The following is a 21,911-nucleotide window of genomic DNA, read 5'->3' as shown; positions in this document are numbered from 1 at the left end:
TCAGATCACTACCGTTTGGGCAATGCGGCCTCCAGCGGTTTCAAGGATCAATCCCTTCAGAGGGCGCGCCTGACTCTCGAAGCAGCGGCCTTACGGCAGGGGTGGTCGATGACGAACAGATTGAAACCAACGTGCATCCGGACGCCCGCGCGGCTTCTCGTGAGCGGCGTGGTGACGGGCAGCACCCTGCGCTGCCTTGCCGCGGCGGCCGGCACGACGGTAGCGGGAATCTCGCCCGCCTTCGCTGTTTGCTACTCCAGCGGCGCAGGTTTCACCGGATCGTGTAACGCCTCAGGGACAACCGGCTTCGCCACGGCAGTCGGCCAAGCGACGATCGCGGATGGCGCCAGCGCTACTGCCTACGGCGCTGCAGCCTGGGCGAACGGCGAAAACGCGACCGCGACCGGTTACGCCAGCGAAGCGAACGGCGACGGTGCGACCGCGACTGGCGCGGGCAGCTACGCGAGCGGCGACAACGCGACCGCGACCGGCAGGGGCAGCTTTGCGATCGGCGCTAGCGCCACCGCGACTGGCCAAGCCAGCACAGCGGCCGGCGCGTTCGCGACCGCAACGGGCCGGCAGAGCTTCGCGAATGGCGGGTTCGCGACCGCGACGGGTGCTCTCGCGAATGCGAGCGGCGCCGGCGCGACCGCGTACGGGCAGAACAGCCGCGCATACGGCGCTAGTGCCACCGCGACAGGCCAAAACAGCATCGCTGACGGCGCCACCGCGAGCGCCTTTGGCCAGAGCAGCAATGCCACCGGGGACGCCACCACCGCCATCGGCCAAGCCAGCATCGCGAGTGCCACCGGCGCAACCGCTGTCGGTGCCAGCGCACAGGCGACCGCGACCGGTGCGGTCGCGGTCGGCAACAATTCGGCCGCGACCGGAACTAACGCAACCGCCATAGGCCCGAACGCCGCGGCCACATTCGCCAATTCGACGGCCATCGGCAACGGCGCGACCGCGACCGCGGCCAATCAGATATCGATCGGCACCGCATCGAATACCTACCGCATGTCGGGCATCACGTCGGCGGCAAGTCTCGCGGCGCAATCCGGCCCGACTTCGATTGTCACCACCGATGCCAATGGCAATCTCGCCGCCGCTCCTTTCAGCGCACAGGATATCTCCGGTCTCCAAACCAACGTGTCCGTGCTCCAAGGCAACGTCGCGACGTTGCAGACGCAGATGCGGCAGGCCTTCGAGGGAACGGCGATCGCCATCGCCATGGGCGGCTCTGCGCTGCCATCGGACAAGAAGTTCGCGATCTCGACGAATTGGGGCACCTTCCGCGGGCAGAACGCCATGAGCCTCGGCGCGCAGATGCGGTTGAACGAATACGTTGTCCTCAACGGCGGCGTCGCCGCAGGCTTTGCGCAAGGCGGCGTCGGCGGACGTGCCGGAGTAACCGTCGCATGGTGACGGCAGCGTGATGACCGGCAAGCGGCGAAGCTGGCGAATTCTGCTGTCCGCGGTTGGTCTGCTGGCGATGATCTCCGCTGCCGCCGCGGAATCGCCCACGCAGGCACCAAAGCCCGCACAGATCGATCGCAACGGGGTCCTGATCCTGATCCGATCGGCGCTGCTGGCCCTGGACCACGCCAACAAGACTGGCAACTACACGGTGCTACGGGATATCGGCGCGCCTGGATTCCAGAGCAATACGGCTGCGCGGCTCGGCGACATCTTCGTCAAACTGCGGAACGACAATCTCGATCTCTCCGGCGTTGCGGTAATCGAACCGCAGTTAAATCTACTGCCGCAGATCGAGGCAAACGGCATGATGCGCATGGCCGGCTTCTTTCCATCGGTACCGACACAGGTCAATTTCGATCTGTTGTTCGCGCCGGTGAACGGCCAGTGGCGGTTGTTTGGCATCTCGGTCGGTGTTGGATCGTCGGCGCCCGTCGCGCCCGAACCATCGGCGGCGAAAAAACTGCCCGCTACTCCGAACGGAGCCAAGCCGGCAGTGGCTGCGAAGTCGGCGCCTGGGACGAAGCCCGCGGCACCGGACAACAAGCCGGCCGAAAGCCAGCAACCGAAGTAGCCCGCAAGCCAGTCACCCTGGATTTCCGGCAATTTCTGCATGAGAACCGGTCATCAGGGCAACCGGCGGTGGATGATGGTGGGCCGGCGGCTACCCGATCGATTCGTTCGGCATTGGTTAATGAACGAATTCAGCAGGTTCCATGCGCCTTTTTATGAACAGGATGAGGCCCTTGAAAGGGACGGCAGCGGCCTAAAGGCTTCCCCTTGGCCGCGTTGTTACCTATAACGCCGCGACCTGCCCGACCCTTTTTGCTGGAATCCGGATGGCCCAAGGAACCGCTGCCGCGACGATCTATGTGCTCAACGGCCCGAACCTCAACATGCTGGGGATTCGCGAGCCCGAAACCTACGGCCATGCGACGCTCGCCGATGTCGAAAAACTGTGCGTGGAAACGGCAGCACAGTTCGGCCTGAAGGCCGATTGCCGCCAATCCAACCGCGAGGGTGAGCTGATCGAGTTTATCCACGACGCGCACGCCAAGAAGGCAGCCGGCATCATCATCAACGCCGGCGGCTATTCGCACACCTCGATCGCGCTGCACGACGCGCTGGTCGCGGTGAAGATCCCGACGGTCGAAGTGCACATCAGCAACATCCACGCCCGCGAGAGCTTCCGTCACCACTCCTTCACGGCCATGGCCGCCTTCGCCTCGCTCTGCGGCTTCGGCATCGACGGCTACCGACTCGCAATCAATGGCCTGGCCGCCAAAATCGGCGCCAAGGCGAACACCTGACTTTCAAAACTGACCTCACAACTGAGATCGAAAGACACCAAGCCTGACGCTTAAGCCGTCACCCACATCGAGATTCCGGATTAAAGAGCATGGCCCGCCAGCCCGACAACAAGTCAGCGGATACATCAGCCGCCAATCTGCAGAGCGACGACAGCGCGCTCATTCGCGAACTCGCGCTCTTGCTGGATGAGACCAGCCTGACCGAGATTGAAATCGAGCGCGCCGGCCTGCGGCTGCGCGTCGCGCGCAACGTCACCGTGTCAGCCGCGATGCCGGCAAACTTCCAACCCATGGCGGCCGCGGCAGCAGGCGTCTCCGCCGCACCGACCGCGGGCGCCGATCTGGCCAAGCATCCGGGCGTAGTCCCCTCGCCGATGGTCGGCACCGCCTATTGGGCGCCTGAGCCCGGCGCCAAGCCGTTCATCGATGTCGGCACCAAGGTATCGGCCGGCCAGACTCTTCTGATCATCGAAGCGATGAAGACGATGAACCAGATCCCATCGCCGCGCGCAGGCACGGTGACGCAAATTCTCGTCGAAGACGGCCAGCCGGTCGAATTCGGCGAGCCGCTCGTGATCATTGAATAAGATTCGTCAACGTCAGGCGCTGCGATGTTCGATAAGATTCTGATAGCCAATCGCGGCGAGATCGCCCTGCGCGTGCTGCGCGCGTGCAAGGAGCTCGGCATCTCCACCGTTGCCGTGCATTCCACCGCCGACGCCGATGCCATGCATGTGCGGCTCGCCGACGAGAGCGTCTGCATCGGGCCGCCGCCCTCCAAGGACTCCTATCTCAACGTCCCGGCGCTGCTCGCGGCCTGCGAGATCACCGGAGCGGACGCCGTGCATCCCGGGTACGGATTCCTGTCCGAGAACGCCCGCTTCGCTGAAATTCTCGCCGATCACAATCTGCATTTCATCGGCCCGAAGGCCGAACACATCCGCCTGATGGGCGACAAGATCGAGGCCAAGAAGACCGCCAAGCGCCTCGGCATTCCGGTGGTGCCCGGCTCCGACGGCGCGGTCTCGTCCGATGACGACGCCCTGGCAATCGGCAAGGCGATCGGCTTCCCCGTGCTGGTCAAGGCGGCGGCCGGCGGCGGCGGGCGCGGCATGAAGGTGGCGCACACCGCTGACGACCTGATGCTGGCGCTCTCGACCGCATCCAACGAGGCCAAGTCGGCGTTCGGTGACGCTTCCGTCTATCTGGAAAAATACCTGCAGAAGCCGCGCCATATCGAGATCCAGATTCTCGGCGACGGCCGCGGCGGCGCGATCCATCTCGGCGAGCGCGACTGCTCGCTGCAGCGCCGTCACCAGAAGGTCTGGGAAGAAGGCCCCTCGCCGGTTCTCGCCGCCGCCGCCCGCGCCAAGATCGGCGAGACCTGCGCCAAGGCGATGCGGGACATGAAATATCTCGGCGTCGGCACCATCGAATTCCTCTACGAGGACGGCGAGTTCTATTTCATCGAGATGAACACCCGCATCCAGGTCGAACATCCCGTGACCGAGAGCATTACCGACATCGACCTGGTGCTGGAGCAGATCCGCATCGCCGCCGGCGGCGACCTGCCCGCCAAGCAGGAAGAGATCGCCATCATCGGCCATGCCATCGAATGCCGCGTCAATGCGGAAAACCCGCAGACCTTCCGCCCCTCGCCCGGCAAGATCACGCAATTCCACCCGCCCGGCGGGCTCGGCGTGCGGATCGATTCCGCCGTTTATCAGGGCTACGTCATTCCGCCCTATTATGATTCCCTGGTCGGCAAGCTGATCGTGCACGGCAAGACCCGCGCCGAATGCCTGATGCGTCTGCGCCGGGCGCTCGACGAGATGGTGGTTGACGGCATCGAGACCACCCTGCCGCTGTTCCGGTCCCTGGTCCGGGAAGCCGATATCATCAACGGCGACTACCACATTCACTGGCTTGAGCAATACCTCGCCGGCAAGCCGGTGGACGGCAAAGCCTCCTGAGCGACGCTCCCCATATTCGACGGTGCATGGAACCGGTGGGTTCCATGCACGTTGGCATGTGGAAGGGTTGGCCAGGGGTACTTGTTCCGTTTGCTCATGACGCGAGATCAACGTGACCGCTGACGCCCAGCGAAAGCGCGCCGTGGGCCACATCCTGCTGCTTGCGGCGGGGCTTTTGGTCTTGACCGTCATCAGCGCGGGCTCGGTCCATCTCGTGAACATGGCTCGCGAGGATGCACGCAGGGTCTTGCACACCCTCGAGGTCGAAAACCAGATATCGCTCGTTCAACTGCAGTTGCGGCGTGCCGAAAGCGCCCAGCGCGGCTACCTGGCGACGCTGCGGCCGGATTTTCAGGCGGATTTCGAGCAGGCGATGACCGCACTGGCCCCTGCGCTGACGCGGCTGAGCCAGCTCATCAGCGACAATCCGGTCCAACGGCGGCTCATCAACGAGATGATGCCACTCTACGACCAGCGGGTTGAGGAATTCCGTACGACCATGGAACTGGCCCGGTCGCAGCGCATGAGCGATGCTGCCAAGATCGTGCGCGAGGGCATCGGCCGCGACACCATGAAACATATCGAGGATCTCGCGGTGCGGATGCGGACCGAAGAAGATCGTCTGTTTGTGGAGCGCACGACCAACGCCGACCACAGCCAGACGCTGGCGGCTTCGATCACCGGCATCGGCTCGGGTCTCGTCGTCGTGCTGGCCGGTATTGCGATCTTCCTGGTGCGGCGCTCGTCGCACGCGCGCGACCAGGCCGACGCCAGGCTACGCGACAGCCATCTCAACCTCGAAGCCACGATCGACGAGCGCACCGCGGACCTGCGCGAGGCCAATGACGAGATTCAACGCTTCGCCTACATCGTCAGCCACGATCTGCGCTCGCCGCTGGTGAACATCATGGGCTTCACCAGCGAGCTGGAGGAATTGCGCGGCGATATTTTCAGACGGATCGCAGCGCTTTCCCGCGCGCAATCTGAAGCTCCACCCGCGCCGGAAAACGCCACCGATACCGCCGAACCCGTGCTCGAGGGTTCCGACAAGCAGCTCTCGGAAGATTTCTCCGAGGCGCTCGGCTTCATCAAATCGTCGATCAGCAAGATGGACCGGCTGATATCGGCGATCCTCAACCTCACCCGCGAGGGACGTCGCGAATTCGAGCCGGTCTGGATCGATACCAGGGAGCTAATCGAAGCCATTGTGACGACGGTGGCGCATCAGGCCGCGGAAGCCCAGGCCGAGATCCGCATCGACGCGCTGCCGAATATCGTCAGCGACCGCCTTGCACTGGAGCAGATATTCTCCAATCTGATCGACAATGCACTCAAATACCTCAAGACCGGGGTCCCCGGCGAAATCTCGGTGCGAGGTCGCACCAAGCTCGGCTTTGCGATTTTCGAGATATCGGACAATGGGCGCGGCATCGACCCCAAGGATCATCAGCGCATTTTCGATCTGTTCCGCCGCGCCGGAACCCAGGATAAGCCGGGACAAGGCATCGGGCTTGCCCACGTACGCGCCTTGGTGCGTCGGCTGGGAGGAACCATGTCGGTCGCCTCGGAACTCAACCAGGGCAGCACGTTCACGATTACGCTGCCTATTAATTGGTCTGCCAACCGGAACACACGGCCATGAGTAATCCAGTCACCATCATCATGATCGAGGACGATGAGGGCCATGCCCGCCTGATCGAGCGGAATATACGCCGATCCGGTGTCAACAATGAGATAATTCCGTTCACCAGCGGTACAGCCGCGCTGAACTATCTGTTCGGCTCGGACGGGACGGGCCTGAATCACAAAGGCAGCGCGCTCCTGATCCTGCTCGATCTCAATTTGCCCGACACGACGGGCATCGACATTCTGAAGCGGGTCAAGGAAAACAAGTATCTCAAGACCACCCCGGTCGTGGTGTTGACCACCACCGACGATTCTCATGAGATCAAGCGCTGTTACGACCTCGGTTGCAACGTCTACATTACCAAGCCCGTGAACTACGAAAGCTTCGCCAACGCCATTCGCCAGCTCGGTCTGTTCTTTTCCGTCATTCAGGTCCCTCCGGCAGCCATATGAAACCTGCGACGCCGACATTGCTGTATATCGACGACGATGCCGGCCTCGCCCGGCTGGTCGACCGCGGCCTGACGCGGGCCGGCTTCAAGGTCATCCACGCTGCAGGCGGAGAAGAAGGACTCGCGCGGCTGGCGCAGGGCGGCATCGATGTGATCGCGCTCGACCAGTACATGCCGGGTCTCGACGGCCTCGAAACGCTGGAACGGATCATGGCGATCGCGGACGCCCCACCCGTGGTGTTCGTCACGGCCGCACAGGATTCGGCGATCGCCGTCACGGCGCTGAAGGCCGGCGCCGCCGACTATCTCGTCAAGGATACGCAGGGTGATTTCATTCCGCTGCTTCAGGTTGCCGTCAATGGCGCGCTGCGGCAGGCGGAGCTGCAGCGCGCCCGCGACGAGGCCGAAGCCGAGGTTCACGCCTCGCGCGACCGTTATGCGGCGCTCGCCGCCGAGCGCGAAGTGCTGCTGCGCGAAGTCAACCACCGCGTCGGCAACTCCCTGCAGATCATCGCCTCGCTGTTGCACCTGCAGGCCAATTCGGCCACCCAGGACGATGTCAAGGCGGCGCTGACCAATGCGATGGGCCGCGTCGCGGCGGTAGCCCAGGTGCACCGCCGCCTCTACACTTCGCATGACCTCAAGAGCGTGCTCTTGAATCAGTATCTCGAAGCCCTGCTGGAAGACCTCCGCCGTTCGGCCGAGGGCAACAGGATGTCACGGCTGACGCTCAAGGCCGAACCGATCGAGATCGACCCGGACCGCGCCGTGGCGATCGGCATCATTGTCAACGAATTGGTGATGAACGCCGTCAAATACGCCTATCCCGACGGCGCCGGTCCCATTCACGTCGAGCTCAAGGCCGACGGCGAAGATCTCGTGGTCTCGATTGCGGACGACGGCGTCGGTCTCAACGCCAAGGCGGACCCGCGCTCCACCGGGATGGGACAACGCATCGTCAGCGCGATGGCCGCCAAGCTGGACGCCAGCGCCGAGCGCGATCCCAACCATCACGGCACACGGATCGTGCTGCGCTTCCGGCGAGTCCCGGCAACGCCGGCCGCGAAACAGACCAACGCCGCGGCGGGTTAAGCTGGACCTGATACACTGTTGGTTCGAAGGAGCCCTCCGGCGTCTACACGGTGTAGGTGAGACATGGAGATTGAGGAGTGGCTGCGCGGCTTGGGCTGTAGCAATACGTTCCGGGTGCGGAACAGAACCTCGCCACCTCAGCCGAAGGTGTGAAAGAGTCCGCACCAATCACGGAACTCGCGTCCCACGATTTTCGGTAGTCTTACTTACTTCGCTCAGATTCTTGGGACGGGCCTTTTATGCTCTTTGGCACCGCCTCGATCAGCAGCGCGAGCGCCTTGCTGAAGCCTGAAGTGGCGTAAGATGCTCCCCGATAGTGGCCGAGACGCACGACGACGAGGTCGTGCGAGGGCATGATCAGCGCGGTCTGCCCGCCAGCGCCCGCCATGTAATAGGCATCGCGCGGGACCGGATATTGTCTGTCGCCGTTGAGCCAGAAAAAAGCTCCATAGATCGGCCGATTGTCCGCGGCCCATGCGGGCGCAGGCGTGCTGACGAATGTGGTGTAGCCCTCTGGGAGAATGCGCTCACCGTTCCAAACGCCTCCCTGAAGAAAGAGATTGCCAAGCCGCGCCCAATCGCGCCCAGAGCCTACCCCATAACCTTGCCCTAGAAAATTTCCGAACGGATCAGTTTCGACCACCATGGTACGGATGCCGAGCTTGTCGAACAGTACCCGCTGAGGAAATGAGAGATATTCGTCGCCGCGTTTTTCGACACCGAGCCGGATCAGATAGTTGATCAGGACCGGATCGGTGTTGCGATAGCGTCCGACCGTGTTGGGAGGCCATTGCAATGGCCGTGTTGCCGCATAGTGAAAGGAATCGATGCCGCCGGTATAAAGATAGACGTGATCAGGGTAAGGCCCGCTCAAGTCATAATCCGGGTCTTGGGGCGCCCTGATCCGAAGCCCGCTCGACATGCGAAGGAGATCTGCAATGCGTATTTTGGCGCGCGGGTCGCCGGGGGTTTGCCATTCCGGGATCGGTGCCGGCTGGTCTAGATCATAGACGCCGTCTTTGACCAGAATGCCAAAGAGCGCTGCCGTAACGCTTTTGCCCATGGACCAGCTTTCGAGCGGCGTCTGCGCCGTAGCACCTTCGGCGTAGTGCTCGGCAATGAGGCGGCCTTTCCATGTCACAACGAACGCCGCGGTCAGTCCTTCGGCCGGCTGAAACGCGGCATTCACGGCAGCTTTGAGTTTCTCGGCATCGATCTCTGCCGGCAACGGCTCTTGCGGCAGCATGTCGCCCATGGGCCACATTTGGGTCGCGGGATCGGGCAATCGGCTCTTGACGGCGACCGGCTTGAAATTCACGGCGCTCTCGCCGATCGGGAACGTGACGCAACCCTGGCTCCCGAGATATTTTGCCGTCCGGGTCACGCCGCTAGGGAGCGCGACGTGGACCGCCTTGTTGGTGCGATCGATGACCGGCTTGCCAAGCTTCGCGCGCTGTCCGTAGGGAGCCGTGAAGAACCCAACATTTTCGGCCGCGAAATCAGGCGCCAGGCCGGTCATGAATACAGCCGAGCACATCACCTTCGCATATCCGGCGGCATGATGTGTCAAGGGGTCGCCTGGCGGCGGCGCATAGGGCGAATCTAGTTCGAATGATTTCGCGCGCGCGATGAGCGCGTCGTTGGCCAGAGCCTGCGCAGCCGCCGCCGTACCGGTGAGAGCCGCAAGAATCGTCACCAGAAGACACCTATTCATGATCGCTCCCGCGATAAATGAACGAGAATCGTGTGGTTCAATTGCCGCCCATGCAACACATCAATATGCCCTAACGCGCATCTTGAGTGAGAGTATGGGACCATATCAGATCGGCGGCACAACCGTCAGGGCCGAGATGCCATTACGCAACTCGGCTCGCCAACGACCAGGCTAAAACGTTTCCAATCAAGCGGGCTATGAATCCTGCGGCGTCGCCGCCTCAATCGCACGTGCAGCCGCGACGAGAACGTCCGCCACTTCGATCGCGCGGCGTGGGCTCATTCTGTTCCGAATGGCGGACAACGTAATCGCTGCGGCGGGCTGGCCGTCCGGCGTCCGGATCCAGGCTGAAAGCGACTTCGTGCCCTGAACCAGACCGACGTCACGCAGATTGTAGCCCCTGCGGCGGGCGAGCTGGACCTGTCCGAGCACCGTCGGCGTATCGGTCCGATAGCCCTTAAATCTGGCTTCGTTGGCGAGCACGATCTTGCGCGCCTCCGATGGCGGCATGGCGGCCAATATTGCTACCCCTGCGCTGCTCACGCCCAGCGGACGACGCACGCCGACCTCAATCGACAATATCTGGATCGGATAGCTGCCGATGCGGCGCGCCACGCACAAGGTGTCGAGACCGGTACGCACCGTCAGAAACAGGGTATCGCCGAGCTGCGCCGACGCCGCCGCCAGATGTGGCTCGGCCGCAATCAGCAGCGGTGAACGCGATGGACGCGCCAGCGCCAGTTCAGGCACCTGGCGGCCGACCACGTAATTGCCGGTCCGCTCGCTGCGCTCGACGATGCCCTCCTCGATCAGCACATGCACGATGCGATGGACGGTGGGGCGCGTAAGCGAGGTGGCCTGCACGACTTCCGCGAGAGGCACGCCACGCTCGCCGCCGATTGCGAGCGTACGCAGCACCGCCAGCGCCCGGCGGATCGCCTGCCCGCCCTGCAGCGGCTCGCGCCTGCGCGCCTTTAACCGACCGTTTGTCATACGCTTGGCCCACTGTCCACAATGTGGACAGAAACACCACAATTTCGTCGACAGTGGAAGGGGTGCGCGCAAAATCCGCGACGCGGAACAATAGATGCGCATGCCGCTAGGGCGGAGCGCGCAAACAAAAAAGTAGCGGCAAATGTGCCGCCTTTCGGGAGAATCCGATGAAGTTTTTCGCGGTCGCAGGCGTCGCTGCATCGGCACTATTGGCTGTGCTGTCGAACACACCGGCCGACGCCCAGCAATGGCCGGCGCGGCAGGTGCGCCTGATCGTCCCCTATCCGGCCGGCGGCAATGTCGACAGCGCCGCGCGCGTCATCGCCGACAGGCTCCAGGCCAAGCTCGGCCAGCCCTTCATCGTGGAAAACAAGGCCGGCGCCGGCGGCCTGATCGCCGGCGAGGCGTTCGCGAAAATGCCGCCCGACGGCTACGCGCTGTTCGTCGGCGCCAACGGTCCGGTGCTGTTCGCGCCCGAGATCGCCAAACGCGACGCCTACAACTGGAAGCGGGATTTCGTTCCCATCAGTTCGATCACCATGACACCGCTGGTGCTCGAAGTGCATCCGTCGGTGCAAGCCAAGGATCTGAAGGAGTTTATCGAACTTGCCCGCCGCGATCCCGGCAAGCTGACGATGGCCTCGCCCGGCCAGGGCACCACCAACCATCTGCTTAGCGAGCTGATGCAGGAGAAGCTGAAGCTGCAATGGCTGACGGTGCACTACCGCGGCAACGCCCCTGCCCTCAACGACCTGATCGGCGGACAGGTGCAATTTGCTTTGGACCAGATTTCGGTCGGACTGCCTTCCATCAAGAGCGGCATGCTGCGCGCGCTCGCCGTCACCGGCAACCACCGCGCCTCCTGGCTTCCTGACGTCCCGACCTTCACCGAACTCGGCTACAAGGAGTTTGACGGCCAGACCTTCACCGGCCTGTTCGCACCCGCGCGCACGCCACCCGAGGTCGTGACCAAGCTTCACGAAACGCTCGCGGAGATCCTGAAAGATCCTGCCATCGTCGAGAAGTTCAACGCGCTCGGCGCCGAGGCCGTGTCGATGACGCCAGCGGAATTCACGAGCTATCTCGAAAAAGAAGACGCCAAGTGGATTCCCGTCGTCCGCAAGGCGAACATCAAGGCTGACTGAAGGTCTTTCCGATGCGGATCGATCCGGCATATCTCGACCCCGAAACGGCCTACCGGCTGATTACCGGCATCGTGGTGCCCCGACCGATTGCCTGGGTGACCAGCCTGTCGGGCGGCGGCGTGCTCAACCTCGCTCCGTTCTCCGCCTTCACCTTCGTCTCGCCGAAGCCGCCGATGCTGGCCATCAGCGTCGGCCGCAAGGGCGGGCTCTACAAGGATACCGCGCAGAACATCCTCAACAACGAGGAGTATGTCGTTCACATCGCGGACTCCAGTCTGATGAATGCGGTGCATGAGAGCTCTACCGAGCATCCGCCTGATGTCAGCGAGGTCGAGGAGTTGCGGCTTTCGACGCTGCCGGGCGAGCGGATCAAGGTGCCTCGCCTCACGGCCGCACCGATCGCGATGGAATGCCGCTTCCGGCAGTGCCTCGAATTCGGCGAGACCCGCAGCCGACTCATCGTCGGCGAAGTGCTGGTCTTCCATATCAGGGATGGCCTGCTCAACAACGGCAAGATCGAAACCGAGGCGCTCGATCCGATCGCCCGCATCGCCGGTCCCCGTTACGCCAAGCTCGGCGAGATCGTCACCCTGAAGCCCGTGTTCCAGACTTCGAAAACTGAATCCTGAAAACGCCGAAGGGCGTTGTCGCTGCGCGAACGCGGCGCTGATCCGGAGATCCACCGCATGCATCTTCTGAGTTATCTCGCAAACGGCGAGCCGCGCTTCGGTGCGGCCGTTGCCGGCGGTGTGGTTGACCTCACCCAACGGTTGGGGCCGAAATGTCCTGACCTTCGGTCCCTGATCGCCAGGAACGGTCTGGAAGTGGCGCGGCAACTGGTCGCCGATCTCAAGCCGGACCATTCCCTCGATGAACTCGTGCTGTTGCCGCCGATCCCGAACCCCGAAAAGCTCTGGTGCATCGGCGTGAACTACAAAGACCGCAATGCCGAGTACAAGGACAATTCGGACCTGCCGAAATATCCGAGCCTGTTCGTCCGTAATCCCTCTTCGGTCGTCGGCTCCGGCCAGCCGATCGAGAAGCCGAAGATCTCCGAACAGCTCGATTACGAGGGCGAACTCGTGATCGTGATCGGCAGGGAAGGCCGGCACATTCCGCGCGAGCGCGCCTTCGAGCACATCTTCGGCATGACGCTGTGCAACGAGGGCAGCGTTCGCGACTGGCTGCACCACGGCAAGTTCAACGTCACCCAGGGCAAAAATTTTGACCGCTCGGGCAGCGTCGGCCCGTGGATCGTCACCTCGGATGAATGCGACCCGCGTGGGCCGCTCGACATCGTCACCCGCGTCAACGGCGAGGTGCGGCAGAGCGATTCCACGGAACGGCTGATGTTTCCGTTCGACTTCCTGATCGCCTATCTCTCCACCTTCGCCACCTTGAAGCCCGGCGACATGATCGCGACCGGCACCCCGACCGGGGCCGGTGCGCGCTTCACGCCGCCGCGCTGGCTCAAGGTCGGCGACGTCGTCGAGGTGGAATCCGCTGGTATCGGCATCCTCCGTAACACCGTGGCGGCGGAGCAATAGCCGATGCTCGATCAACAAATCGTCGAACGGCTGGCGCAACGCCTGGACGAAGCCGAACGCAACAAGTCGCTGATCCCGGCGTTCACGCGCGATTATCCTGACCTCACGATCGAGGACGCCTACGCCATTCAGCGCGCCTGGACCAGGCTGCAGCTCTCCCGTGGCCGGGTCGTCAGGGGCCACAAGATCGGGCTGACGTCGAAAGCGATGCAGAACGCGGTCGGTATTTCCGAGCCGGACTACGGCGTGCTGTTTGCGGACATGTTCTACCCCGACGCGTCGGCGATTCCGTTCGACCGTTTCCGCGCGCCCCGGATCGAGGTCGAATTGGCGTTCGTGCTAAGGGCGCCGCTGGAAGGCCCCGACTGCACGCTGTTCGACGTGCTCAATGTCACCGACTACGTCACGCCCGCGCTTGAAATCCTGGAGACCCGGATGCATCGGGTCGATCCCGATACCAAGGCGCCGCGCAAGGTGACGGACACGATCTCCGACAATGCCGCGAATGCGGCGCTGGTCGTCGGTGGCCGGCCCATTCGCCCGCTCGACGCCGACCTGCGCTGGATCGGCGCGCTGTTGTTTCGCAACGGCCAGATCGAGGAGACCGGCATCGCGGCCGGCGTGCTCAATCATCCCGCCAACGGCGTAGCCTGGCTTGCCAACCGGCTGGCCGCCCAAGGCGAGCATCTCGATGCCGGCGAAGTGGTGTTGGCGGGATCATTCACGCGTCCGGTCGACATTGCCAGAGGCGACACGTTCCATGCCGATTACGGCCGGTTCGGATCCGTGTCCTGCCAGTTCGTTTGAATAAAAAAATGTTCCAGGGAGAGCAGTAATGACAAGGCGCAAGAGCATTCATATCGGCGAGTTCAAGCACGCCAATCCGATTCCCAACGCCTGTCGGATCGGCAATCTCCTGATGTCCGGTGTCATCCTCGGCCGCGACCCCGCAACCGGCAAGATGCCGGAAAAGATCGAGGACCAGTGCGCCAACATGTTCGCCCACATGAAGGCCATCGTGGAAGCCGGCGGCGGAACCACCGATGACATCATCAAGATGACGGTGTGGCTGCAGGATCGCACCCAGCGCGCGCCGGTGAATGTCGAATGGCTGAAGATGTTTCCCGACGAGCATTCGCGCCCTGCCCGCCACGCGCTGCAGATGGACATGGAGAACGGCGCGCTCGTGCAATGCGATTTCACAGCCGTGATCGGCTGACCCCACAAGGAACCTGACATGCCGACCTATCTTCCGTTCGATCCGAACCCGCGCCGTCCCTCAAAACTGCCGCCGCCGAAGAGCATCGACAGCCAGTTTCATGTGCTCGGCCCGCTGGACAAATATCCGGTGCGGCCGGGAGCCGCCTACCAGATGCCGACTGCGACCTGGGAAGCGGCACTGCGCGTTCACAAGACGCTCGGCATCGAGCGCGGCATCATCGTGCAGACCACGACCTATGGCGCCGATCATTCGGTCGTGCTCGACGGCCTCGCCGCGATGGGACCGAACTATCGCGGCTGTGCCAATGCGCTGGTGTTTGCCGAAGCCGATGACTCATATCTCGCCAGGCTGCATGACGCCGGCGTGCGCGGCGCGCGTTTCAGCTTCCGCCAGGAACTTGGCGCGGTGCTCTCGGACAAGGATTTTGCCCGCGCGATCGCCAGAATTCGCGAACTCGGCTGGTACGCAAAGATCCAGCCGGAGAAGGACGGCATCCTCTCCAGCGTCGCGAAATACGAAAACCTCGACGTTCCCGTGCTGATCGATCACATGGCGCGCCCTGACCCGGCCGGCGGCAAGAACGACCCGAACCTGCAGAAGATGCTTGAGCTCCTGTCGAAGGGCAATTTCTGGGTGATGCTGTCGCTCGGCGAAAAGACCTCGAAGAAGGGCCCGCCCTGGGACGACGTCATCCCGATCGCACGCGCCTATATCGAGGCGGCACCCGACCGTTGCGTATGGGCGAGCGACTGGCCGCATCCGGTGTCGGTGGTGCAGCCGCCCAACGATGCCGACCTGCTAGAGCTGCTCTACCGCTACGTAGCCGATGAAGCGGAACTGAAGCGAATCCTGGTCACCAACCCGGCCAAGCTGTTTGGCTTCGCAGATTAGGCCAGCCATGGCCTAGCGCAGCGCGACCGTCACGAATGACACGACAACGGGCAGCGTCACCGCCGCCAGCGTCGTGCCAAGCGCGACGGCGCCCGAAACGGCTTCGTTGAGCCGTCCGTACTGGGCTGAGAAAATATAGGCATTGGCGCCGGTCGGCATCGCCGCAAAAAGAACGACCACGGCCGCGGAGATCGGCGGCAAGGCCAGGACGTAGAATGCGAGGACCGCCGCGACGGCCGGCATCGCCACGAGCTTGAGCGCGCACATGATGGCCATGCCGAGCGCCTGGCCCTTGATCCTGAATCCAAAGAGGTTGATGCCGAGCGCGATCAGGGCCGTGGGCGAGCCCGCCTGCGCCAACAGTTCGAGGGTCTTGTCCGCAACCGGATGGAGCCCCAATCCGGTGAGGCGCCAGAGGAAGCCGAAGCCGAGCGCGAGCATGATCGGGTTGCGCGCGATCTCGCTGATAGCCCGCAGCACCAGCAGCGGCGCCGTCTCGGAAGACTTCCGCTCCGCCCATGCCATCTGCAGCGTGCCGCAAAGCCAGAGTAGCGGCGTGTTGACCGACAGGATCAGGGCCATCGAGCCCGCCGCCTGACTTCCCAGCGCCGACAATGTCAGGGGAAGGCCGAGCATCACGATGTTGCCGTAGATCGAGCCGATCGCGAGCACCACGCCATCCGCCCGGGATTGCCGCAATAGCGATGACGCCAGCAGCGCGGCGATCCATATCACCGCCGTTGCGCCGTAATAGGCGCCCCACACCGAGAAAGCGTTGACGGCGGGAAATTCGGCGACGACCACGATCCGGAACAGCAGCGCCGGAATGGCGATGCTGAAAGCGAACTCGGCAATGCCCTTGTGCGCCGTAGGGGTAATGAAACGCAGCGCGACCGCCGCATAGCCCGCCCCGATCAGGGCGAACACGGGGACGACGATCAACACTGCATTCATGCCGCACTCATCTGCCGGAATTCGGCCGGGATTCCCCCTCGCCGTCATCCTTGTCGCATCAATGCGGCCATGGTTGCGCACCAATTGCTCTTGAAACGTAGCATAGGCCCGCTGCCTCCTGCTATCCTCCCGCCCATGACATCGCGCGAGTCAGCCGCTTCCGAAATCACCCCCGAAGTGCTGCTGCGGGCCTATGCCTGCGGCATCTTCCCGATGGCCGAGAGCGCCGATGATCCGACGCTGTTCTGGGTCGAGCCGGAACTGCGCGGGGTGATCCCGCTCGAAGGCTTCCGCATTGCCTCGCGGCTTGCCCGCACCGTGCGCTCGGACGCCTTCAGCGTTACCGTCGACACCGCCTTCAAGGCGGTTATCGCGGGCTGCGCGGCGCCGCAGCCGGGCCGCGAGGACACCTGGATCAACAAGCGCATCCGCGATCTCTATCTCGGGCTCTACGAGCTCGGGCACTGCCACAGCGTCGAGGTCTGGCAGGACGGCGACCTCGTCGGCGGGCTCTACGGCGTCAGCCTGGGGCGGGCGTTCTTCGGTGAGAGCATGTTTCATCGCGCCCGCGATGCGTCCAAAGTAGCGCTGGTGCATCTGGTGGCGCGGCTGATTGCAGGCGGGTTCGAGCTGCTCGACACGCAATATGTCACTGAGCATCTGCGCAGTTTTGGCGCGGTCGAAATTTCAAGGCGGCGCTATCGCGCAATGCTCGACAAGGCGATCGCGGGGGAGCCTGCGGAGTTTATGCGGCTGCAAGCCAGCATCAGCGGTGCCGATGCACTGACGATTATTGCAAAACGCGCGTAGCCCGGATGGAGCGCAGTGAAATCCGGGGCCGCTTTCTCCATGGCGACACTGATCCCGGATTGCGCTGCGCTCCATCCGGGCTACGCTTGTAACGCCGTTAATTCCCGAACAATCCGCCGAACAGTCCACCCGGCCGCTGTTGCGGCGGCGGCGGTGGTGGCGGCGGGGCCTGCTGCGGCTGCTGCTGGAACTGCGGCTGTGGCGGCGGTCCCGGCGGGCGTGGCGCCGCCTGCTTCGGCTGAGGCGGACGCTTCTGCGCACCCGGCGGCGGCGCGGCCGCCTTGGCCGGATCGGGTTGCGCACTGACGATAGTCTGGTCCGGACCTTTGCAGTCCGTCAGCCAGATATCGTAGACCGGATGCTCGACACCGTGCAGGCCGGGGCTGGCGGCGAACATCCAGCCCGAGAAGATCCGTTTCACCTCGCCCTGCAGCGTGATCTCGTCGACCTCGACAAAGGCATCGGTGTTGGCGGCTTCGGTCGACGGCCGCGTGTAGCAGGCGCTGGTCTTCACGCGCAGCGCGCCGAACTGCACGGTCTCGCCGATGTCCTCGTCGAAATTGATGATACGGCCGGTGATCTTGTCGAGGCCGGAGAAACTCGCCTTCTTGTTGGTGATCTTGGTGGCCGGCGGCTCGGACACGACTTCGTCGCCCGGCTGCAGGGTCGCCGGTGAACTCGGAACGCCCTTGGCTGGCGGCTGGCGTTGTCCCGGCGGCGCATTGGCGACGCCCGGCTGACCCGGCTGCGGCGGCTGAACGGCGACACCCGGCTGCTGGCCTTGCGGAGCGACGGTCGTTCCGGGCGGCGGCGCCAGCGGCTGCGACTGGAAGCTGCCCGGCGGCGGTGCACCCTGCCCCGGCGGCGGCCGGTTCGGCGTCGGCAATAGCCGGCCGCGCGGCAATTCCGGCACTTCCTCGTCGTCGTCGGGGAATTGTTGCTGCTGCTGATTACCGCGGGGAATGGCGCCCGGCGGCCGCAGCGGCGGATCGGAAAAGATATTGCCGATCTGCGCCTGCGCGGGGGGCGCGAGCGAAGCCGTGGTGGCGGCGATCAGGGCCGCAAGACCGGTCAGGGCAATGGTTCGAAGCATCTCGCGGCTTTTACAGGCGAATCGGGCTCGCGACATAGTACAGACTTATCGGCCGCTCGCGTCTCACCCGGTTAACACGGCGAATACGGCGCGGAAAGGGCGGCTTGCCCCCTTCCCGCCGCACTCGATGACGGCCCGGAACAGCGGAAACCGACTTCCGACAGTCGTTCCATGATCTCGATCGTGGCCCGGAAAGGCGGAAACCGTTCTCGGACAGTCGCTCCACGATCTAGTCATGGCCCGTTTCAGATGAAATAGTCGCTCCATTCACGCGGCCACGCGCGAAAACCACCAAAATCCGGGATAACCGGAGGAGCCAGAGGAAACCCAGGATATGCCCGATCGAATTCGCCTCGATGGCCGGGTGGCCGTCGTGACCGGCGCGGCCGGCGTCATCGGAACCGCGACCATCCACCTGTTGGCCGAACGCGGCGCCCGTATCGTCGCCGTCGACCGCAGGGAGGACGATCTCAAAGCGGCCATCAAGGACCTGCCCGCCTCCGCCGAAGCGCTTGCGGTCACGGCTGATGTTACCCAGGAACACGACGTCGCCGAATATGTCCGCGCCACCGTCGACCGGTTCGGCACGATCGATGCGTTCTACAACAACGCCGGCATCGAGGGCGATATCAAGCCGATCCCGGAATATTCGCTGGAGAGTTTTCGCCGCGTGCTCGACGTCAACGTGGTCGGCGTCTTTCTCGGCATGAAGCACGTGCTGCCGGTGATGCTGAAACAGAACAAGGGCAGCATCATCAACACCGCCTCCATCGCCGGCCTGATCGGATCGCCGATGATCGCCGTCTATAGCGCCAGCAAGCATGCCGTCATCGGTCTCACCAAGAGCGCCGCCTGGGAGTGCACCGGCACCGGCGTGCGGGTCAACTGCGTCTGCCCCGGCCTGATCGACAGCCGGATGCTGAGCACGATCCTGCAGGGCCGCAATCCCGACAACGAGCCGCCGCCGACCGAGAAGATCGTCGACCGGATTCCGGCGCGGCGGCTCGGACAGGCTTCCGAAGTCGCTTCCATCGTGGCGTTCCTTGCTTCCGACGAAGCGAGCTACGTCTCCGGCTCCGCCTATACCGTCGATGGCGGCCGCACCGCTGCCTGAGCTTTCAGTCAACGTAATTTCAGTCAACGCAAAAGGTCTTTGTCCGTATGCCCATAACTCTCGATCCCGATGCCGCCGCCGTCTACAAGGCTTTCCAGGAAGCGGGCCGTCCCGCCTATGAAACGCTGACCGCACCGGAAGCGCGCGAATATTATCGGGCCGCCCGCGTCGCCGTTAACCCCGAGCCGCCGGCGCTGGAATCGAACAAGCCGCTCGCAATCCCCGCGCCGCACGGCGCGATACCGGCGCGCATCTACACGCCGAAGACGCTGCGCAAAACCAATGGCCTTGCACCGTGCCTGGTGTTCTTTCACGGCGGCGGTTGGGTGATCGGCGATCTCGATACCCATGAGGTGGTTTGCCAGAAGCTTGCCCATGAGGGCGAGTTGATCGTCATCTCCATCGACTACCGTCTGGCGCCGGAGCACAAATTCCCCGCCGCAATCGACGACGCGATCACTGCGACCAAATGGATCGCCACCAACGCCAATGAGCTCGGCGTCGACGCGGGGCACCTGTTGGTCGGCGGCGACAGCGCCGGCGGCAACCTTGCCGCCGTCGTGGCACTCGCCGCGCGCGACGGCGACGGCCCCAAACTTGCCGGCCAGGTGTTGGTCTATCCTGCCACCGACTTTGCGATGAAACATCCCTCGCACAGCGAGCCCGAGACCAGCATTCTCTTGACGCATTCCGTGATCAAATGGTTCTGCAATCATTATCTCAACGGCACGGCCGACATCGATCACTGGAAAGCCTCACCCGCGCGCGCCAAAACGTTCACCGGATTGCCGCCTGCCTATGTGCTGACCGCAGGCGCCGATCCGCTGCGCGACGAGGGCGCCGAATATGCCGCGCGGTTGAAGGAAGCCGGCGTGCCCGTAACGTATCGCCACTTCCACGGCCAGTTCCACGGCTTCTTCACCATGGGCAAGTTGCTGCAGCAGGCCAATGTCGCCGTCAGCGAAATCGCGGGCTGGCTGAAGGCGCTGAAATAGACGACAGTAGCCGCATCCGTCCCGCGCGCGAGGCCATAGTGATCGACCCGATCCTTGTGTTTGGAATCCCCGTCGACTTCATCCTGTTCGCGCTGACGCTGCTCGGGGTCGCGCTATTCCATCACAGAACGCTTCAGGTCGCGCTGACGGGACTGGCGGCCATCGTGATCTACAAGCTGGTCTTCACCGGCTTCAAGGACGGCACGGGCCTCGCCGGCCTCGGCCATCACATGGCGCATGAATGGGTCACGCTCGCCAACCTGTTCCTGCTCTTGATGGGGTTTGCGCTGCTGTCCCGGCACTTTGAGGAAAGCCGGATTCCGGATGCGATGCCGGCGCTATTGCCGGACGACTGGAAGGGCGGCGTGGTGCTGCTGGTGCTGGTGTTCGTGCTGTCGAGCTTCCTCGACAACATCGCCGCCGCCCTGATCGGCGGTACGGTCGCGCGGCATGTGTTCCGGGGCAACGTTCACATCGGTTATCTCGCCGCGATCGTCGCGGCCTCGAATGCCGGCGGCGCTGGCAGCGTCGTCGGTGATACCACCACCACCATGATGTGGATCGCCGGCGTCAGTCCGCTCGCCGTGGTGGAGGCGTATATCGCCGCCGTCGCTGCGATGCTGGTCTTCGCGGTGCCGGCGTCGATCCAGCAGCAGCGTTTCTCGCCGATCCAGAAGGATCCGTCGAAAAGTGTGATGATCGATCCGGCGCGGGTCCTCATCGTCGCCGCCATCCTGATCGCCGCGCTCGCCGCCAACATCATCGCCAATGTGAAGTTCCCCGCTTTGCTCGATACCATGCCGGTTCTCGGCATCGCCGTCTGGGCGATCATTCTGCTGACGGCGGCATGGCGCGCGCCGGATTGGAAGGTGATGCCGGAAACCTTCAAAGGCACGATCTTTCTGCTTGCCTTGGTCACCGCCGCCTCGCTGATGCCGGTCGAGAAGCTGCCGGCCGCTTCATGGCCGACCACGCTCGGCCTCGGCTTCGTCTCGGCGGTGTTCGACAACATCCCCCTCACCGCGCTCGCGCTGAAACAAGGCGGCTATGATTGGGGCTATCTCGCCTATGCCGTCGGCTTCGGCGGATCGATGATCTGGTTCGGCTCATCGGCCGGCGTCGCGCTATCAAACATGTACCCGGAAGCCAAATCCGTCGGCCGCTGGGTCAGCCAGGGCTGGCCGGTGGCTGCCGCCTATGTCATCGGATTTTTCGTGATGCTGGCGGTGCTCGGCTGGCATCCCGACCGGCCGCATTAGCCGTTTTCGCTGCTGTCGATCCATTCATCTTCGGCATCGTTGAGAACCAGGCTACGGTGAACGGGGGTCGTCACGCCGCTCGAATGCGCGCGGCATCCACGCCGCGGAAAAGAACGCATGCATCTTACTGAAGGGGCGCAACTGAGCGCTGTTGTCTCAGCCCATGTGTACTGAAGGTGTTGGTCAGCCCGCCGACCATCATCCTGTTGACCGGTTTCGCTACGCGAACTTAAGCCGCAATGTCT

22 protein-coding genes are annotated in these 21,911 nt (G+C 63.6%); 18 read left to right on the top strand and 4 right to left on the bottom strand.

The genetic code is table 11. The features are described from left to right. The first annotated feature begins 108 nt into the window (after positions 1-108). The 8 genes from ACH79_RS31280 to ACH79_RS31245 all read left to right on the top strand — a co-directional run bounded on the left by ACH79_RS31280 (position 109) and on the right by ACH79_RS31245 (position 7,929). Positions 109-1,425, top strand: a complete 1,317-nt coding sequence (locus tag ACH79_RS31280; protein WP_161854384.1) for a YadA-like family protein — start codon at positions 109-111, stop codon at positions 1,423-1,425. 10 nt (positions 1,426-1,435) lie between these two features. Beyond that, positions 1,436-2,050 carry a hypothetical protein gene (locus ACH79_RS31275; protein ID WP_246738207.1) on the top strand — a complete coding sequence of 205 codons (615 nt, stop codon included), beginning with the start codon at positions 1,436-1,438 and terminating at the stop codon, positions 2,048-2,050. A gap of 265 nt (positions 2,051-2,315) precedes the next feature. Beyond that, a complete protein-coding gene (aroQ, locus tag ACH79_RS31270) occupies positions 2,316-2,786 on the top strand; it encodes a type II 3-dehydroquinate dehydratase (protein ID WP_161854383.1) in 471 nt (156 codons plus the stop codon). An 89-nt stretch (positions 2,787-2,875) separates the two neighbouring features. Then, complete coding sequence (accB, locus tag ACH79_RS31265; RefSeq protein WP_161854382.1) at positions 2,876-3,373, top strand: acetyl-CoA carboxylase biotin carboxyl carrier protein; 498 nt, start codon at positions 2,876-2,878, stop codon at positions 3,371-3,373. Between the two features lie 24 nt (positions 3,374-3,397). Further along, entirely contained in the window at positions 3,398-4,759 is a 1,362-nt protein-coding gene (gene accC, locus ACH79_RS31260; protein ID WP_161854381.1) for an acetyl-CoA carboxylase biotin carboxylase subunit, read from the top strand. A gap of 112 nt (positions 4,760-4,871) precedes the next feature. Next, on the top strand, positions 4,872-6,401 hold the full coding sequence (locus ACH79_RS31255) for a CHASE3 domain-containing protein (protein WP_161854380.1): 1,530 nt from the start codon (positions 4,872-4,874) through the stop codon (positions 6,399-6,401). Then, positions 6,398-6,838, top strand: coding sequence for a response regulator (locus tag ACH79_RS31250; protein WP_161854379.1), 441 nt, complete (start codon positions 6,398-6,400; stop codon positions 6,836-6,838). Before ACH79_RS31255 ends, ACH79_RS31250 begins: the two co-directional genes overlap by 4 nt. Then, on the top strand, positions 6,835-7,929 hold the full coding sequence (locus ACH79_RS31245; protein WP_161854378.1) for a sensor histidine kinase: 1,095 nt from the start codon (positions 6,835-6,837) through the stop codon (positions 7,927-7,929). The genes ACH79_RS31250 and ACH79_RS31245 overlap by 4 nt, the downstream gene beginning before the upstream one ends. 202 nt (positions 7,930-8,131) lie before the next feature. Here ACH79_RS31245 and ACH79_RS31240 read toward each other — a convergent pair whose 3' ends face one another. Both ACH79_RS31240 and ACH79_RS31235 read right to left on the bottom strand, forming a co-directional pair. Then, entirely contained in the window at positions 8,132-9,247 is a 1,116-nt protein-coding gene (locus ACH79_RS31240; protein ID WP_202639073.1) for a serine hydrolase, read from the bottom strand. 591 nt (positions 9,248-9,838) lie between these two features. After that, a complete protein-coding gene (locus tag ACH79_RS31235; protein ID WP_161854376.1) occupies positions 9,839-10,636 on the bottom strand; it encodes an IclR family transcriptional regulator in 798 nt (265 codons plus the stop codon). A gap of 167 nt (positions 10,637-10,803) precedes the next feature. Between ACH79_RS31235 and ACH79_RS31230 the strand changes: the two genes are divergently transcribed. Genes ACH79_RS31230 through ACH79_RS31205 form a run of 6 tightly spaced genes read left to right on the top strand, consistent with a single transcriptional unit; the run spans position 10,804 to position 15,441 of the window. Continuing rightward, the gene (locus ACH79_RS31230) at positions 10,804-11,781 is read left to right on the top strand and encodes a tripartite tricarboxylate transporter substrate binding protein (RefSeq protein ID WP_161854375.1); all 978 of its coding nucleotides are present in this window, start codon (positions 10,804-10,806) and stop codon (positions 11,779-11,781) included. Positions 11,782-11,792: 11 nt separating this feature from the next. After that, positions 11,793-12,410 carry a flavin reductase family protein gene (locus ACH79_RS31225; RefSeq protein ID WP_161854374.1) on the top strand — a complete coding sequence of 206 codons (618 nt, stop codon included), beginning with the start codon at positions 11,793-11,795 and terminating at the stop codon, positions 12,408-12,410. A 57-nt stretch (positions 12,411-12,467) separates the two neighbouring features. Continuing rightward, a complete protein-coding gene (locus ACH79_RS31220) occupies positions 12,468-13,328 on the top strand; it encodes a fumarylacetoacetate hydrolase family protein (RefSeq protein WP_161854373.1) in 861 nt (286 codons plus the stop codon). A 3-nt stretch (positions 13,329-13,331) separates the two neighbouring features. After that, a complete protein-coding gene (hpaH, locus tag ACH79_RS31215; RefSeq protein ID WP_161854372.1) occupies positions 13,332-14,135 on the top strand; it encodes a 2-oxo-hept-4-ene-1,7-dioate hydratase in 804 nt (267 codons plus the stop codon). A gap of 28 nt (positions 14,136-14,163) precedes the next feature. Continuing rightward, positions 14,164-14,547 (top strand): RidA family protein, encoded by a 384-nt coding sequence (locus ACH79_RS31210; RefSeq protein WP_161854371.1) that lies wholly within the window; start codon positions 14,164-14,166, stop codon positions 14,545-14,547. An 18-nt stretch (positions 14,548-14,565) separates the two neighbouring features. Next, positions 14,566-15,441, top strand: coding sequence for an amidohydrolase (locus ACH79_RS31205; protein WP_161854370.1), 876 nt, complete (start codon positions 14,566-14,568; stop codon positions 15,439-15,441). Positions 15,442-15,453: 12 nt separating this feature from the next. Here ACH79_RS31205 and ACH79_RS31200 read toward each other — a convergent pair whose 3' ends face one another. After that, entirely contained in the window at positions 15,454-16,395 is a 942-nt protein-coding gene (locus ACH79_RS31200; protein WP_161854369.1) for an AEC family transporter, read from the bottom strand. Positions 16,396-16,530: 135 nt separating this feature from the next. Between ACH79_RS31200 and aat the strand changes: the two genes are divergently transcribed. Further along, positions 16,531-17,205, top strand: coding sequence for a leucyl/phenylalanyl-tRNA--protein transferase (aat, locus tag ACH79_RS31195; protein WP_161854368.1), 675 nt, complete (start codon positions 16,531-16,533; stop codon positions 17,203-17,205). Between the two features lie 97 nt (positions 17,206-17,302). Here aat and ACH79_RS31190 read toward each other — a convergent pair whose 3' ends face one another. Then, the gene (locus ACH79_RS31190) at positions 17,303-18,298 is read right to left on the bottom strand and encodes a DUF2155 domain-containing protein (RefSeq protein WP_161854367.1); all 996 of its coding nucleotides are present in this window, start codon (positions 18,296-18,298) and stop codon (positions 17,303-17,305) included. 334 nt (positions 18,299-18,632) lie between these two features. Between ACH79_RS31190 and ACH79_RS31185 the strand changes: the two genes are divergently transcribed. The 3 genes from ACH79_RS31185 to ACH79_RS31175 are packed head-to-tail and all read left to right on the top strand — an operon-like array spanning position 18,633 to position 21,666. Continuing rightward, the gene (locus ACH79_RS31185) at positions 18,633-19,412 is read left to right on the top strand and encodes an SDR family NAD(P)-dependent oxidoreductase (protein ID WP_161854366.1); all 780 of its coding nucleotides are present in this window, start codon (positions 18,633-18,635) and stop codon (positions 19,410-19,412) included. Between the two features lie 47 nt (positions 19,413-19,459). Further along, a complete protein-coding gene (locus ACH79_RS31180; protein ID WP_161854365.1) occupies positions 19,460-20,407 on the top strand; it encodes an alpha/beta hydrolase in 948 nt (315 codons plus the stop codon). Positions 20,408-20,445: 38 nt separating this feature from the next. Then, positions 20,446-21,666, top strand: a complete 1,221-nt coding sequence (locus ACH79_RS31175; protein ID WP_161854364.1) for a citrate transporter — start codon at positions 20,446-20,448, stop codon at positions 21,664-21,666. Positions 21,667-21,911: the final 245 nt, after the last annotated feature.

Source organism: Bradyrhizobium sp. CCBAU 051011, assembly GCF_009930815.1.
Taxonomy (GTDB): domain Bacteria; phylum Pseudomonadota; class Alphaproteobacteria; order Rhizobiales; family Xanthobacteraceae; genus Bradyrhizobium.
This window is presented reverse-complemented; position numbering and strand designations above follow the sequence as displayed.